This is a genomic window from Pseudomonas sp. CFBP 13727 (assembly GCF_014841915.1).
Classification (GTDB): domain Bacteria; phylum Pseudomonadota; class Gammaproteobacteria; order Pseudomonadales; family Pseudomonadaceae; genus Aquipseudomonas; species Aquipseudomonas baltica.
In genome coordinates, this window is the sequence record NZ_JACYUT010000005.1 from 414,599 (window position 1) to 429,434 (window position 14,836).

A 14,836-nucleotide genomic window follows, 5' to 3' on the forward strand; every position below is an offset into this window, starting at 1 on the left:
AGGGGTGCGTTCAAGCGGCGGGTTTGCCGTCGAAGGTGGTGACGCCTTGCAGCCAGCGCTGGCGGTCCTGAGGGTGGTCCTTGAGCCATTGCCGTGCCGAGTCGAAGGCGTCCTTGTGCTCCAGCAGCGGCTGCATCATTCGGCTCTCGTCGGCGGCCGTGAAGGTCAGGTTGCCCAGCAGCTTGTCCACGTTCGGGCACCGGCTGGCGTAGTCCGGCGCGGTCACTGTCCACACCGTGGCCATGCCTTCGTTCGGGCCCAGGGCATCTTCACTGCCGCTCAGGTAGGTCATGTCCTGATTGACGTTCATCGGGTGCGGCGCCCACCCGAAGAACACGATGGCCTCGTTGCGCTTCACCGCGCGCGTCACCGCCGAGAGCATGCCGGCTTCACTGGACTCGACCAGTTGAAAGTCGCCCAGGCCGAAGCGGTTCTTGGCGATCATGTCCTTGATCTGCGTGTTGGCGCCCGACCCCGGTTCGATACCGTAGATCTTGCCGCCCAGTTCCTTCTTGAATTTGGTAATGTCGGCGAAGCTTTTCAGGCCTTTGTCGGCCAGGTAGGTCGGCACGGCCAACGTGGCGCGGGCGTCCTTCAAGCTGGGCTCGGCCAGCACGCGGACCTGCTTCTGTTCCACGAAGGGAGTGATGGTCTGGGTCATCAACGGGTTCCAGTAACCCAGAAACATGTCCAGGCGCTGGTCGCGGATACCGGCGAAGATGATCTGCTGGGACGCGCTGGTCTGTTTGACGCTGTAGCCCAGGTCGTCGAGCAGCACCTGGGTCATGGCGCTGGTGGCGATCACGTCGGTCCAGTTGACTACGCCCAGGCGCACGTTCTTGCAACTGGCCGGTTCCGCGGCGCTGGCCGTGCCGGTCAACAGCGCGGTACCGGTAAGCATCAGCAGGCAGCAGCTGATCAATCTGTTCATGATGGCTCCCTCAGGCGGCAGTTCGAATTGTTATGGGGGCGGCGTCTGCGCGCCGTTTGCATAAGGTACGCAGGCCGTTGGCGGAAAAAACGCACTGCGGCGACCGGCTCTTGCACAGTGGCGACGTGGTGGGTATTAGTGGTGGTTCACAGAGGCCCTCTTCGTGGGCAGAGGGCTCGCCGCCCGCCCCGCTTCCACAGGATCGCGCTGTGGGATCGCTGACCGCAGAATTCACAGAGCACACCATGGCCCAAGACTTCAATTTCCTGTTGCTGCCCGGATTTTCCGCAATCGGCTTCATCTCGGCGATCGAGCCTCTGCGCGTGGCCAATCGCTTTCGCGGCGAGCTGTACCGGTGGCAGGTGCTGAGCCTGGACGGCGGCGCGGTACTGGCCAGCAACGGCATGTCGGTGAATGCCGATGGGGGACTCGGGCCGCTGGCCAAGGGCGTGACGTTGTTGGTGGTGGCGGGCTTCGAGCCGCTGGCAGCCTTTGATGCAACGCTGCGCGATTGGCTGCGGCGTCTGGATCGCGAGGGCGTGACCCTGGGTGGTATCGACACCGGCAGTTTCGTCCTGGCCGAGGCGGGCCTGCTCGAGCGCCACCGCGTGGCACTGCACTGGGAGGCCTTGGATGCTTTTCGCGAATCCTACCCCGCGCTCAGCGCCAGCCAGGAGCTGTTCGAGGCCGACAGCCTGCGCATCACCTGCGCCGGCGGTACTGCCTGCATCGATCTGATGCTCGATCTGATCGGCCAGGCCCATGGCAGCCCGCTGGCCATCCAGGTGTCCGAGCAGTTCGTGGTGGGGCGCATTCGCCCGCGCAAGGACCACCAGCGCATGGAAATCGCCTCACGCTACGGCCTCAGCAACAAAAAGCTGGTGCAGGTGATCGGCGAGATGGAACAGCACACCGAACCGCCGCTGAGCACCTTGCAGCTGGCCGAACTGGCCAAGGTCACTCGCCGCCAGCTGGAGCGCTTGTTCCGTCTGCATCTGAACGACACTCCGAGCAACTTCTACCTGCGCCTGCGCCTGGAAAAAGCCCGGCAGCTGCTGCGCCAGACCCAGATGAGCGTGCTGGAGGTGAGCATTGCCTGCGGTTTCGACTCGCCGTCGTATTTTACCCGCAGCTATCGGGCGCGCTTTGCCTGCTGCCCGCGTGAAGATCGGCGCGGGCGCGAGTCGGGGTAGGTCGTTCACCATGCAGCGGCCGTGCCGACGCCTTCGCGGCCACTGGCCGCTCCTACGGAAGGACTGTGATCCCTCTGCCTTCGCGGCCACTGGCCGCTCCTACGGAAGACTGTTATCCCTCTGCCTTCGCGGCCACTGGCCGCTCCTACGGAAGGACTGTGATCCCTCTGCCGCCTGAGCCACTGGCCGCTCCTGCGGAAGGACTGTGATCCCTCTACCGCCTGGGCCACTGGCCGCTCCTACGGATGGAATGTGTGCGTGTCGTAGGAGCGGTCTGTGGCCGCGAAGGCGCCGGTAGGGCCAATGCATATGTACCGTTCTGGCACGGCAGGCGGCCGCTAACCTGCGCGCTCATTCAGCGATAGAGGAATCATAGAGATGAGCAAGCAAGTCATGGGTGCGCCAATTCTGGCAGTGGCTCTTCTGGCAGTGGCCGGGCCGGCAGCGGCGGCGTGGTACGACTGCCGGGTCATCGACAACCAGGCCGACGACGCCTGGAACAACACCCTGGTTGATCTGCCCGTGGAGGCCGACAGCCTGGCGGATGCCGAGCACAAGACGCGTGCGTTCGTGGCGCAGGACCCCAGCAATCCGACCGACATCGGCCTGGACTGCCGGGTAAACGAGGAGGAATGAAAGACGACTGTTGACCGTTTCAGCGCGCCTTGAGCAATACCGCGCAGGCAGCCTTGTAGGCTTCGTGCTGGTATTTGTTCAAGCTGCCTGGCAGCTCAACCAGCTTCTTGGCCTGGGCGCTGATGGTCTGCGGCGACACCAGCACTGCCTCGCAGCCTTCGAGCAGCTGCAGCACGCCTTCGATCTTGAAGGTGGTCGGCCCGCCGGCGAACTCGCCTTTCTTGCCGCGCTTCTTGATGGCAAGCATCTTCAACCCGTTGTCGCCGACGAAAGCGGCCACCTGTTCGCGAAACTGCCGCACGTTCGCCGCGATGTCATCGTCTTCCAGCGCGATCTTCTTGAGGGAAGTGGGAAGATGCGCCAAGTCGGCACCGTCGAATTCCACCACTGCAAAGATCGCTTCGCTGCCCTTGATCTCGACCCCGACTATTTTCACGCTCACTCCAGGCCCACCGATTGCAGAAATTCGGAACGCTCGTCGCTTTTCTGCGCGCGACAATCGTTCTGGGCAATGTCATAGGCCTTGGTGCCTTTGCCGGCATTGACCGTGTACACGTCGCAATCGGCATCGCGCGACTTGGCCCACAGGTCCTGGGCGGTCTTGAGCCTGTCGGTGAACGCCTTGAGTTCGGGCGAGCCTTTGGGGAACTGGGAGTTGATGCGGTCGAGCAGGTCGGTGTACGACTCGCTCATCTCGGTTTCCGATGTCTTGCGGTTGTAGGCCGAGCAATCGTAGCTCTGCTGATCGGTTTCGACGTTATCGCACGGGGTGGGGCCGTCGGACTCTTCTGCCTGGGCGGCGAAGGACAGCAGGGCAAGCATCAGCAGCGTGAATCTCATGAGGATCTACCTAACCCGTTGAGCAGGACAATTGCCGCTGATTCTGTCTCAGGGGCGCTGGAAAGCATAGGGGCGCAGCGATGCCAGGCGGTTTATTTCATGCAGTGGCACGACCAAGCAGGTCTCCCCTGCAAGGTGGGTGGTCATCTTTTGCATCGTGCGTTGACGCTTTCGGCAATTCCCCTGTCGTTTTTGCATCCGGTCGCCCTGTCGCGCAGGCATATGCTGGCTCCATGAAGCGCCGACATACGATTCGGCGCCTGACTTGCCTGATGGGGACTGCCCGATGAGCCCAGCCGAACTGCACGCCGACAGCATCGTCATCGACGGGCTGATCATTGCCAAATGGAACCGCGAACTGTTCGAGGACATGCGCAAGGGCGGTCTGACCATGGCCAACTGCACGGTGTCGGTGTGGGAAGGTTTCCAGGCCACCATCGACAGCATCTGCAAGAGCCAGAAGCTGATGCGCGAGAACAGCGACCTGGTGATGCCCGTGCGCAGCACCGCCGACATCCGCAAGGCCAAGGAAACCGGCAAGACCGGCATCCTCTTCGGCTTCCAGAATGCCCACGCCTACGAAGACCAGATCGGCTACGTGGAAGTGTTCAAGCAGCTGGGCGTGGGCATCGTGCAGATGTGCTACAACACCCAGAACCTGGTCGGTACCGGCTGCTACGAGCGCGACGGCGGCCTGTCCGGATTCGGCCGCGAGATCGTTGCCGAGATGAACCGTGTGGGCGTGATGTGCGACCTGTCCCACGTCGGCTCCAAGACCAGCGAAGAAGTCATCCTCGAGTCGAAAAAGCCGGTGTGCTATTCCCATTGCCTGCCGTCGGGCCTCAAGGAGCACCCGCGCAACAAGTCCGATGAAGAGCTGAAATTCATCGCCGACCATGGTGGCTTCGTCGGCGTGACCATGTTCGCGCCTTTCCTGGCCAAGGGTATCGATTCGACCATCGACGACTACGCCGAAGCCATCGAATACACCATGAACATCGTCGGTGAAGACGCCATCGGCATCGGCACCGACTTCACCCAGGGCCACGGCCAGGACTTCTTCGAATACCTGACCCACGACAAGGGCTACGCCCGCCGCCTGACCAGCTTCGGCAAGATCATCAATCCGCTGGGCATCCGCACCGTGGGCGAGTTCCCCAACCTGACCGAAACCCTGCTCAAGCGCGGCCACAGCGAACGCGTGGTGCGCAAGATCATGGGCGAGAACTGGGTCAATGTCCTCAAGGACGTCTGGGGCGAGTGAATACCTCTGGAGCCTACTGCGCTCGCCGATAGCTGCGTCAGGTCCTCGCGAAAAGCTCGCCGTACCTCGGTACTGTCTCGCCTTTCGCTCCGGTCCTTCCTTGCTCTCGACGTGCTCGCTACGGCTCCAAAGGCATTCACACAACTGTCTATCTACGAGCAAAGCGATTCTGCGTTGCTTGCTCGAATCATGTTTATCGGAGATCACTCACCATGGCCAAGATCGCCCCGCAACTGCCCATCGAAGTCGACAGCGAAACCGGTGTCTGGACCTCCGACGCCCTGCCGATGCTGTACGTGCCGCGTCACTTCTTCGTCAACAACCACATGGGCATCGAAGAGGTGCTGGGCGCCGATGCCTACGCCGAGATTCTCTACAAGGCGGGCTACAAGTCCGCCTGGCACTGGTGCGAGAAAGAAGCCGAGTGCCATGGCCTGGAAGGCGTCGCGGTGTTCGAGCACTACATGAAGCGCCTGTCGCAGCGCGGCTGGGGCCTGTTCAAGATCCAGGACATCGACCTGGACCAGGGCACCTGTAGCGTCAAGCTGGAGCATTCCGCCTTCGTCTACGTGTACGGCAAGGTCGGACGCAAGGTCGACTACATGTTCACCGGCTGGTTCGCCGGCGCCATGGACCAGATTCTCGCCGCTCGCGGCAGCAGCATTCGTACCGTCGCCGAGCAAGTGTACGGCGGCTCCGAAGAAGGCCACGAAGATGGCCTCTTCACCGTGAAACCGTTGTAAGTCGAGGAATCAACCGTCATGGCTTTCGAAGCGATGTTCCAGCCGATCCAGATCGGCAAGCTGACGATCCGCAACCGCGTGCTCAGTACCGCGCACGCCGAGGTCTACGCCACCGACGGCGGCATGACCACCGATCGTTACGTGAAATACTACGAAGAGAAAGCCAAGGGTGGAATAGGCCTGGCCATCTGCGGCGGTTCCTCCAGCGTGGCCATCGACAGCCCCCAGGGCTGGTGGAAATCGGTCAACCTGGCCACCGACAAGATCATTCCGCATTTCCAGAACCTGGCCGACGCCATGCACAAGCATGGGGCCAAGATCATGATCCAGATCACCCACATGGGCCGTCGCTCGCGGTGGGACGGCGAGCACTGGCCGACCCTGATGTCGCCCTCGGGCATCCGCGAGCCGGTGCACCGCGCGACCTGCAAGACCATCGAGCCCGAAGAGATCTGGCGCGTGATCGGCAACTACGCCAGCGCTGCGGCCCGCGCCAAGGCCGGCGGCCTGGACGGCGTCGAGCTGTCGGCGGTGCACCAGCACATGATCGACCAGTTCTGGAGCCCGCGGGTCAACAAGCGCACCGACGAGTGGGGCGGCAGCTTCGAGAACCGCATGCGCTTCGGCATGGAGGTGATCAAGGCCGTGCGCAAGGAAGTCGGCGACGACTTCTGCGTAGGGCTGCGCATCTGCGGCGACGAATTCCATCCCGATGGCCTCAGCCACGAGGACATGAAGGAAATCGCCAAGTACTACTGCGACACCGGCATGCTCGATTTCCTCGGCGTGGTGGGCTCGGGTTGCGACACCCACAACACCCTGGCCAACGTCATTCCCAACATGAGCTACCCGCCCGAGCCGTTCCTGCACCTGGCGGCAGGGATCAAGGAGGTGGTGAACATCCCGGTGCTGCACGCGCAGAACATCAAGGATCCGAACCAGGCGACGCGTATTCTGGAAGGCGGCTACGTCGACATGGTCGGCATGACCCGGGCGCACATCGCCGACCCGCACCTGATCGCCAAGATCAAGATGGGCCAGATCGACCAGATCAAGCAATGCGTGGGCGCCAACTACTGCATCGATCGGCAGTACCAGGGGCTGGACGTGCTGTGCATTCAGAACGCGGCCACGTCGCGTGAATACATGGGCGTGCCGCACATCATCGAAAAGTCCACCGGCGTGAAGCGCAAGGTGGTGGTGGTCGGCGCAGGGCCTGCCGGCATGGAGGCCGCGCGCGTGGCGGCCGAGCGTGGCCACGACGTGACGTTGTTCGAGAAGAAGGACTTCATCGGTGGGCAGATCACCACTGCGTCCAAGGCGCCGCAGCGTGACCAGATCGCTGGCATTACCCGCTGGTTCCAGCTGGAACTGGCGCGCCTGAAGGTCGACCTGCGCCTGGGCACGGCTGCCGATGCCGATACCATCATGGACCTGCGCCCGGACATCGTCGTGCTGGCGGTGGGTGGCCACCCGTTTCTGGAACAGAACGAGCACTGGGGCGCCGAAGAGGGCCTGGTGGTCAGCAGCTGGGACGTGCTCGACGGCAAGGTCGCACCGGGCAAGAGCGTGCTGGTGTACGACACCATCTGCGAGTTCACCGGCATGTCGGTGGCCGACTTCCTCGCCGACAAGGGCAGCCAGGTGGAGATCGTCACCGACGACATCAAGCCGGGCGTGGCCATCGGCGGTACGTCGTTCCCCACCTACTACCGCAGCATGTATCCGAAGGAAGTGATCATGACCGGCGACATGATGCTGGACAAGGTCTACCGCGAAGGCGACAAGCTGGTGGCCGTGCTGGAGAACGAGTACACCGGCGCCAAGGAAGAACGCGTGGTCGACCAGGTGGTGGTGGAGAACGGCGTGCGTCCCGACGAACAGCTCTACTACGCGCTCAAGCAGGGGTCGCGCAACAAGGGCCAGATGGACATCGACGCCTTGTTCGCGATCCAGCCGCAGCCGTCGTTGAGTACTTCGGGCGACGACTATCTGCTGTTTCGTATCGGCGACTGCGTGGCCCAGCGCAACACACACGCGGCGATCTACGACGCGCTGCGCCTGTGCAAGGATTTTTGACCCTGCTCCCGTAGGAGCGGTCATCGGCCGCGAAGGGATCACTGCGGTGTACCTGATACAGCGCAGTGACCGTTTCGCGGCCGATGACCGCTCCTACGAGGGTCCACAGAGGCTGCACCATGCTCAATACACTGCTTCCCATCCTGCTGTTCGCCGCCCTCGCCTTGGCTGTTCTGGGCGCCGTGCGGCGAATCAATATGTGGCGCCGCGGTCGGCCATCCCAGGTCGACCTGCTGGGCGGCCTGCTGGCCATGCCCAAGCGCTACATGGTCGACCTGCACCATGTGGTCGCGCGCGACAAGTACATCGCCAACACCCACGTCGCCACGGCCGGTGGCGCGGTGCTGGCGGCGGTGCTGGCGGTGCTGGTCCATGGCTTCGGCCTGCACAATCGCATTCTTGGCTATGCGCTGCTGTTCGCCACCGCGCTGATGTTCGTCGGTGCCTGCTTCGTCTACGCCCGCCGCCGCAACCCGCCCGTGCGCCTGTCCAAGGGCCCGTGGATGCGCCTGCCGAAAAGCCTGCTGATGTTCTCGGCCACCTTCTTCATCGCCACCTTGCCGGTGGCCGGTATCTTGCCGATGAATTTCGGCGGTTGGGTACTGGCTGCGGTGCTGGGCATCGGCGTGCTGTGGGGCGTGTCGGAACTGTTTCTCGGGCTGACCTGGGGCGGGCCGATGAAGCACGCTTTCGCTGGCGCCTTGCACCTGGCCTGGCACCGCCGCGCCGAACGCTTTGGCGGTGGTCGCTCCACCGGCCTGAAACCGTTGGACCTGAACGACCCCACTGCGCCGCTGGGCGTGGAAAAACCCAAGGACTTCACCTGGAACCAGCTGCTGGGCTTCGATGCCTGCGTGCAGTGCGGCAAATGTGAAGCCGCGTGCCCGGCGTTCGCCGCCGGTCAACCGTTGAACCCGAAGAAGCTCATTCAGGACATGGTCGTAGGCCTGGCCGGTGGTACCGATGCGAACTTCGCCGGCAACCCCTATCCCGGCAAGGCGATTGGCGAACACGCGGGTAACCCGCACCAGCCCATCGTCAATGGCCTGGTCGATGCCGACACCCTGTGGTCGTGCACCACCTGCCGCGCCTGCGTGGAAGAGTGTCCGATGATGATCGAGCACGTCGACGCCATCGTCGACATGCGCCGCCACCTGACCCTGGAAAAAGGTGCCACGCCCAACAAGGGCGCCGAAGTGCTGGACAACCTGATCGCCACCGACAACCCCGGCGGTTTCAATCCCGGTGGCCGGATGAACTGGGCCGCCGACCTGAACCTGCCATTGTTGAGCGAGCGCAAAACCATCGACGTGCTGTTCTGGGTTGGGGACGGCGCCTTCGACATGCGCAACCAACGCACCTTGCGCGCCTTCGTCAAAGTGCTGAAAGCGGCCAAGGTCGATTTCGCCGTGCTCGGCCTGGAAGAGCGTGACAGCGGAGACGTGGCGCGGCGACTGGGCGACGAGGCCACCTTCCAGCTGCTGGCCAAGCGCAATATCGGCACCCTCGCCAAGTACGGTTTCAAGCGCATCGTCACCTGCGACCCCCACAGCTTCCATGTGTTGAAGAACGAGTACGGTGCGCTGGGCGGCAACTATCAGGTGCTGCACCACAGCACCTTCATGGCCGAACTGGTCACCGCCGGCCAGCTCCATCTGGGGCAGCACAAGGGCGGCAGCGTGACCTACCACGACCCGTGTTACCTGGGTCGCTACAACGGCGAGTACCAGGCCCCGCGCGATGTGCTCAAGGCGCTGGGTATCGAGGTCAAGGAAATGCAGCGCTCGGGTTTCCGTTCCCGCTGTTGCGGTGGCGGTGGCGGCGCGCCGATCACCGACATACCCGGCAAGCAGCGCATTCCCGACATGCGCATGGAAGACATCCGCGAAACCCAGGCCGAAGTCGTGGCCGTGGGCTGCCCGCAGTGCACCGCCATGCTAGAAGGCGTGGTGGAACCGCGGCCGTTGGTCAAGGACATCGCCGAACTGGTCGCCGAGGCGCTGGTCGAGGACAGTGTTGCCCCCGCCAGGCCCGCACCGGCCAAACGTGAAGTTGTCGAGGAGGTGCATTGATGAGTGACCTCATCCGTCGTGATCCGCGGGCCGAATGGATCGCCCGCAACCGCCTGCATCCCTTGCACAGTGCCCTGCAGCCTCAGGCGAGTGCGTGGATGGGGCCCAATGGCGTCATGCGCAAGAACCCCCACGGCATCGGTTTCATCGGTGCCAACGGGATCAAGCGCATCGACCGCAGTGGCGCCCAGCAGGGCGGCGCGAGCAAGCGTTCGGCAGCCGTGGAAGTGAAGCTGCCCTTGCACCAGGTGGCGGTGCCCCAATTTTACATCGCTGTGGTACCGGACATGGTCGGCGGCCGCCTGAGCAGCCACGACCGCGACGTGCTGGGCCTGGCCCATCGCCTGGCAGCAGGGGGTGGCGCGGTATTGGCTATCGTCTTCGGCGAATACAAGGAAAACGCTTTCGATAGCGCAGGCGTCGACCGGCTGTTGATTCTGCAGGGCGGCGAATTCGAAGGTTATGCGCCGGAACAGCGAATCCACGGCCTGCGCGCGGTGGATAATCAGTTCAGCCCACGCCATTGGCTGCTGCCCGACAGCCGTACCGGCGGTGGCGAGCTGGGTCGGCGTTTTGCCGCTTGCCAGGGTGAACGTCCCGCCACACGTGTGTGGCAGGTCAAGGACGGCCAGTGCATCAGCCGTGCCGGTGCCGGCCAGCAGGACATTGCCCGACCGCTGCCACGCTTGATCCTGGCGGCCGCCGAGTGCGCCGAACCGGTTGACGAGACTCGTCACGAAGCGCTGCCGGTGGCGTTGTCCACAGCCACGGCGCGCAGCCTGCCGCGCATCGAAGACCTCGGGGCGGTAGCAGTCGACCCGGCGGCCGTGCCCATGGCCGAATCGGAATTCATATTCTCGGGGGGCAATGGGGTCAAGGACTGGGAACTGTTCCACCGGACGGCCCAGGCCTTGGGTGCGACCGAAGGTGCCTCGCGGGTGGCGGTGGACGATGGTTTCATGCTGCGCGACCGTCAGGTCGGCGCCAGTGGTACCTGGGTGACCGCGCGGGTCTACGTGGCGGTGGGCATTTCCGGTGCCATCCAGCACTTGCAGGGCATTGGTGGTTGCGACAAGGTCATCGCCATCAACCTCGACGCCAACTGTGACATGGTCAAGCGTGCCGACCTGTCGGTGATCGGCGACGGGCAGGCGATCATGCACGCCTTGATCGACGCCATCCAGGCCTATCGCAACCAAGCCAAGCGCGATGCCGCCTGATGGGCGCCACGATGAAAGAGACACAGCCATGAACACCAAGGTCATCACCCTCGTTTCCATCGGCGCCCACCCGACGTCCGGCCGTCCCCGGCGCGCAGACCAGGATTCACGCGCCGTGGAGCTGGGCCTGCAACTGGCCGGAGATGACCTGCAGGTACTGCACGCCGGCGATGTCGCCGAGCCCGCGTTGCGCGCGTACCTGGGCATGGGCCTGCAGCAGTTGCACGTGCTTGAACAGCCACAAGGCGCCGATGCCCTGCCGGCCCTGTGCGACTACCTGCAAGCGGCCGGTGCGCACGTGGTGCTCACCGGTACCCAGGCCGAAACCGGCGAAGGCTCGGGCATGTTGCCCTTTCTGCTGGCGGAAAAACTCGGCTGGCCGTTGATCGTTGGCCTGGCCGAGGTTGAGTCCATCGACAACGGCGTGGCCCAGGTGCTGCAGGCCTTGCCCCGAGGCCAACGGCGGCGCCTCAAGGTGCGGCTGCCGTTGCTGGCCACCGTCGACAACGCCGCGCCCAAGCCTCGGCAGAGCGCCTACGGCCCGGCGCAGCGCGGACGGCTGCCGGTGGATGAGGTGGAGGTGATCAACGACGAACTGTTCGACAGCGCCGAGCTGCAACCGGCCAAGCCCCGGCCCAAACGCCTGAAGGTGATCAAGGCCAAGAGCGGCGCGGATCGCATGAAGGCCGCCACGGCCAAGGCCAGTGGCGGAGGAGGGCAGGTGCTCAAGGGCCTGAGCGCCGAAGAGGGCGCTCAGGCGGTGCTCAAGGCGTTGATCGAGGAGGGGGTGGTGCGGCTTTGATGCGCGCGTCGCTACAAGCCAAGCACGTCGACTTGATGCCGCTGGCGGAATGCGCTGGTGGCACCGGCAGCCGCTTGCAGATGGTCAACAGCCGTACTGAATTGCGCGACCAGGCCACCCAACGTCATGCTTTTTCCAGTGAACGTGCTATTGGTCAGCCCAGTGAGTTTATCGTCAGCCTCGGTCGCGTTGTACATCTTTGCTATCTGTAGCGTCCGCCGATAGAGCTCGGCGAACGCACCGTCCGCGCTGGTTTCCAAAAGTTCGAGCTTCGCCGGGTCTTTGTCTTGTTGGGTTTTATACAGTTCATAGCCAGCCTTGATTGCATCGACGCCGATCTTGACGGCGACGCCCGCTGGCCCTGCGGCTTTGGAACCTGCGGTTTTGGCGACTTCAGTGCCGAGGTTCAGGGCATTCTTGGGATTGTCGGGTACGTAAGTGCGAGATTTATAGTAGAACTTACCCACCAGACCGTTCTTGCGAATCTTCGCGTCATGAATGATCGATGAAGCACTCAGAGTTCCAGTACGCAGATGCAGAGTGGCGGTATTGCCGGCTTTTTCCATTGCCTTTTCCGAGGCGACACTGGCCAGCTTACCGAGCACCATGCCTATGCCAGCACCGGCCAGAGCCCCCGCCGGGCCCAATGCCATCGCCCCGACGGCTGTGCCAATGGCTGTTCCTGTGGCTGTAGAGCTCAAGTTGGAAACAACGATAGTCGCCCCTCGAAGTCCGACCGACTTCGCCAGCTCAGTAGTGCTTTCCATATTTTTCAGTGCCTGGATCACACCCTTGCTATTGGTTTCAGAGATTTCGTAGGCCGAAAGCAGTACCTGCGCGCGGCTCTGCCTGGTGCGATTGAACCAGGTCTTGCAATGGCCTTTCCAGTTCTCATATTTACGGCGTCGCTCGCTCTCGGAACCGATTCCCCAATACGGCTGCCCCGCCAGGTATTCGTCTGTAGGGCCCGCTTCAATCATGCTTTCAAGGGTGTCATGCTTTGTTTTAGCGCGCCCATCACCGTCCACCATGGTGATAGGATTGTTGCCTACCATCGCATAAAGGTTCAGACCGTCGATATCGCCCGCCGGATCCGGATTGATCCATCGGATCTGCCAGGGTGCGTAGTAGCGCAAGCCGTAATAGTAAAGACCGGTGGCGTCACGTTCCTTGCCGGAGTAGCGGATGGTTTTGTACTTGGCTTGCAGTGCACTGCGACCGGCCCAGCAGGCGGTGCCCCCGAACGGATAGTATTCTTCCCGGCTCAATAACTGGCCGTCGCTGCCCAACTCCAACGTGGCTGAGCGCAAATGGTTGCTCAGGGTGAAACGCAGTTGATCATTAGGCAAACCCCCGGGTTTGCCATGTGCCCAATGCAGCAGACGGACGCCGTTCTTACCCGCTTGCGCAACGATGACATGCAAGCGCTCACCGCTGCGGCTGTCCGTCCGAATTTCCAGCCCCGGTAGGTAGCGGACCTCACATCGACGTGCGCCGCTGCGCTGTTGGGCATGGGATATCTTGCGCAAACGACTTCCCGCAGCGTCGTAGATGTAGCGCTCATAGTCGTCTTCTTCATCGTCGCGCTGCACCGGTGCCACGCGCTGCAGCTGGTTGTATTCATCCCATGTCATTACCTGCCCGGGCAGCAGTTCGCGGGAGTTTCCATTGGCATCGAAGCCATCGGTCAACTGGCCTTCATCGGGGAGTTGCCCATTGCGCTCGGGCAGCGATCTGTTGCTGGCACTTGCCACCGCCATTCTGAGTGTTCGGTTCCGTTGCCCATTGACGTGGCGAAGCTCTGTCAGGTTGCCCGCCCGGTCATACTCCATGTTCTGCCGGTAGTTGAGCAGCAAGGAAGGATCCTGAGGCATTGCCAGCAACGGCGGCAGTGATGGGCCTTCGCCGCCCGCATTTGCAGCTTCGCGACCGGTAGCTTCGATCAGTTGGCAAAACGAGTCATAGCGATATTCGTTGACCGCTTCGATGCGACGATTGGCGTGGTATTTGGTGGGTTGAGATTGATCGCTGACCTTGATGATGTTGCCGGCTGGATCATACAGGTAGTGCAAATCCTGAAGCACGACCGCGTCGGCGCTTACGGACGTTGCCCTGAGTAGCTGTTGGTCGATGGGGTCGAACTCGGCGCGGCTTGTCACGCCATTGCCTATCGTTTGCGAAACGATCCGCCCGCCTGCATCATGACTCAACGCCGACAGCAGTTCACAGTTCAGCCCTTCGGCGGTCACCAGCCGGCTGGTAGCCTCCAGACCACTGATGTCATGGCCAAAATGTTGCACATTACCCAAGGCGTCTCTGTGGGTGACAAGCATGCCGGTGGCATCGTGGGTATAGGAGGTGCGATAACCCGGCCCAGGCTCTAGCAAGGCATCGCGTTCCGCCAGGGACACGGGCCAGTCGGGTAGCACCTCTGCGTCCAGAAAACGCTGCGTATAGCTGATCGCTTCGCCGTTGATGTCAAACCCATGGGCGATTCTGCTGCCCGCGTCATCGTCATGCCGATAGCTCGTGCCGCACAGATTGCGAGCAGCGTGCTCGCTGTCGACCGCTGCGTAATCGACGCGTTGCGTGACGCGTTGCCGGCCCTCGGCATCGCGTTTGGCAACCGATATCAACCTGGCGTGTCGGTCATAATTCAGCGTGGTGTGGATGCCTTTGCTGTCCCAGCTTTCCCGGTTGGAGCCTTGGGCGTCGAGCAACATCGCTTTCCAGCCAGAATCCGCATTGCGCTGCAACAACGGTGTACCCGAGAAGCTGAACACCGTTGCTTGATTCGGCGTCTCGCTCACACCGCTCTGGAAATGCTCGAACTGACGCGGATCCCACTGGCTGACAGGACGGCCTGCGTGGTCATGCCATTGGGCGCTGACCCGGGGCTCGGCAGGGACGTCGGCTTCGCGTCGGTAATAACCGATGGTACGTACGGCCAGGCCACGGGGGTCGGACACCACCAGCGCCGGGGTGCGGGCATGGATGGCGAGTTGATCGGAGATGCTTCGAAGGGGCGACATGCTGTCCTGCCTTGCTCGGATAGA

At 62.8% G+C, this 14,836-nt stretch carries 12 protein-coding genes; 8 read left to right on the top strand and 4 right to left on the bottom strand.

Annotated features, from left to right (window positions below; all coding sequences use genetic code 11):
- Positions 1-10 precede the first annotated feature (10 nt).
- Entirely contained in the window at positions 11-931 is a 921-nt protein-coding gene (gene choX / locus IFT76_RS17525) for a choline ABC transporter substrate-binding protein (RefSeq protein ID WP_192059505.1), read from the bottom strand.
- Between the two features lie 245 nt (positions 932-1,176).
- Between choX and IFT76_RS17530 the strand changes: the two genes are divergently transcribed.
- Together IFT76_RS17530 and IFT76_RS17535 are read left to right on the top strand one after the other, a co-directional pair.
- Positions 1,177-2,124 carry a GlxA family transcriptional regulator gene (locus IFT76_RS17530; RefSeq protein ID WP_192059507.1) on the top strand — a complete coding sequence of 316 codons (948 nt, stop codon included), beginning with the start codon at positions 1,177-1,179 and terminating at the stop codon, positions 2,122-2,124.
- A gap of 378 nt (positions 2,125-2,502) precedes the next feature.
- A complete protein-coding gene (locus IFT76_RS17535) occupies positions 2,503-2,760 on the top strand; it encodes a hypothetical protein (RefSeq protein ID WP_192059508.1) in 258 nt (85 codons plus the stop codon).
- A 19-nt stretch (positions 2,761-2,779) separates the two neighbouring features.
- Here the strand turns inward: IFT76_RS17535 and IFT76_RS17540 are convergent, their stop codons facing one another.
- Both IFT76_RS17540 and IFT76_RS17545 read right to left on the bottom strand, forming a co-directional pair.
- Positions 2,780-3,196, bottom strand: coding sequence for a DUF3010 family protein (locus IFT76_RS17540; protein WP_122479789.1), 417 nt, complete (start codon positions 3,194-3,196; stop codon positions 2,780-2,782).
- A gap of 2 nt (positions 3,197-3,198) precedes the next feature.
- Positions 3,199-3,600 carry a lysozyme inhibitor LprI family protein gene (locus IFT76_RS17545; RefSeq protein WP_122479788.1) on the bottom strand — a complete coding sequence of 134 codons (402 nt, stop codon included), beginning with the start codon at positions 3,598-3,600 and terminating at the stop codon, positions 3,199-3,201.
- Positions 3,601-3,886: 286 nt separating this feature from the next.
- Here IFT76_RS17545 and IFT76_RS17550 point away from each other — a divergent pair, with 286 nt between their 5' ends.
- The 6 genes from IFT76_RS17550 to etfB all read left to right on the top strand — a co-directional run bounded on the left by IFT76_RS17550 (position 3,887) and on the right by etfB (position 11,780).
- Positions 3,887-4,864 carry a dipeptidase gene (locus tag IFT76_RS17550; protein WP_122479787.1) on the top strand — a complete coding sequence of 326 codons (978 nt, stop codon included), beginning with the start codon at positions 3,887-3,889 and terminating at the stop codon, positions 4,862-4,864.
- A 212-nt stretch (positions 4,865-5,076) separates the two neighbouring features.
- On the top strand, positions 5,077-5,607 hold the full coding sequence (locus IFT76_RS17555) for a DUF5943 domain-containing protein (protein ID WP_122715887.1): 531 nt from the start codon (positions 5,077-5,079) through the stop codon (positions 5,605-5,607).
- Positions 5,608-5,625: 18 nt separating this feature from the next.
- Positions 5,626-7,686, top strand: coding sequence for a dimethylglycine demethylation protein DgcA (gene dgcA, locus IFT76_RS17560; RefSeq protein WP_192059510.1), 2,061 nt, complete (start codon positions 5,626-5,628; stop codon positions 7,684-7,686).
- A gap of 119 nt (positions 7,687-7,805) precedes the next feature.
- On the top strand, positions 7,806-9,758 hold the full coding sequence (gene dgcB / locus IFT76_RS17565) for a dimethylglycine demethylation protein DgcB (RefSeq protein ID WP_192059512.1): 1,953 nt from the start codon (positions 7,806-7,808) through the stop codon (positions 9,756-9,758).
- Entirely contained in the window at positions 9,758-10,978 is a 1,221-nt protein-coding gene (etfA, locus tag IFT76_RS17570) for an electron transfer flavoprotein subunit alpha (protein WP_185794770.1), read from the top strand. The genes dgcB and etfA overlap by 1 nt, the downstream gene beginning before the upstream one ends.
- Positions 10,979-11,006: 28 nt before the next feature.
- Complete coding sequence (etfB, locus tag IFT76_RS17575; RefSeq protein WP_192054985.1) at positions 11,007-11,780, top strand: electron transfer flavoprotein subunit beta; 774 nt, start codon at positions 11,007-11,009, stop codon at positions 11,778-11,780.
- An 11-nt stretch (positions 11,781-11,791) separates the two neighbouring features.
- Here the strand turns inward: etfB and IFT76_RS17580 are convergent, their stop codons facing one another.
- On the bottom strand, positions 11,792-14,812 hold the full coding sequence (locus IFT76_RS17580) for an RHS repeat domain-containing protein (RefSeq protein ID WP_192059514.1): 3,021 nt from the start codon (positions 14,810-14,812) through the stop codon (positions 11,792-11,794).
- Between the last annotated feature and the right edge of the window lie 24 nt (positions 14,813-14,836).

Excerpts from the sequence above, each read along its gene's own strand:
- choX (WP_192059505.1), bottom strand. The coding sequence starts at position 931 with ATGAACAGATTGATCAGCTGCTGCCTGCTGATGCTTACCGGTACCGCG.
- IFT76_RS17530 (WP_192059507.1), top strand. The coding sequence starts at position 1,177 with ATGGCCCAAGACTTCAATTTCCTGTTGCTGCCCGGATTTTCCGCAATC.
- IFT76_RS17535 (WP_192059508.1), top strand. The coding sequence starts at position 2,503 with ATGAGCAAGCAAGTCATGGGTGCGCCAATTCTGGCAGTGGCTCTTCTG.
- IFT76_RS17545 (WP_122479788.1), bottom strand. The coding sequence starts at position 3,600 with ATGAGATTCACGCTGCTGATGCTTGCCCTGCTGTCCTTCGCCGCCCAG.
- IFT76_RS17550 (WP_122479787.1), top strand. The coding sequence starts at position 3,887 with ATGAGCCCAGCCGAACTGCACGCCGACAGCATCGTCATCGACGGGCTG.
- IFT76_RS17555 (WP_122715887.1), top strand. The coding sequence starts at position 5,077 with ATGGCCAAGATCGCCCCGCAACTGCCCATCGAAGTCGACAGCGAAACC.
- dgcA (WP_192059510.1), top strand. The coding sequence starts at position 5,626 with ATGGCTTTCGAAGCGATGTTCCAGCCGATCCAGATCGGCAAGCTGACG.
- dgcB (WP_192059512.1), top strand. The coding sequence starts at position 7,806 with ATGCTCAATACACTGCTTCCCATCCTGCTGTTCGCCGCCCTCGCCTTG.
- etfA (WP_185794770.1), top strand. The coding sequence starts at position 9,758 with ATGAGTGACCTCATCCGTCGTGATCCGCGGGCCGAATGGATCGCCCGC.
- etfB (WP_192054985.1), top strand. The coding sequence starts at position 11,007 with ATGAACACCAAGGTCATCACCCTCGTTTCCATCGGCGCCCACCCGACG.
- IFT76_RS17580 (WP_192059514.1), bottom strand. The coding sequence starts at position 14,812 with ATGTCGCCCCTTCGAAGCATCTCCGATCAACTCGCCATCCATGCCCGC.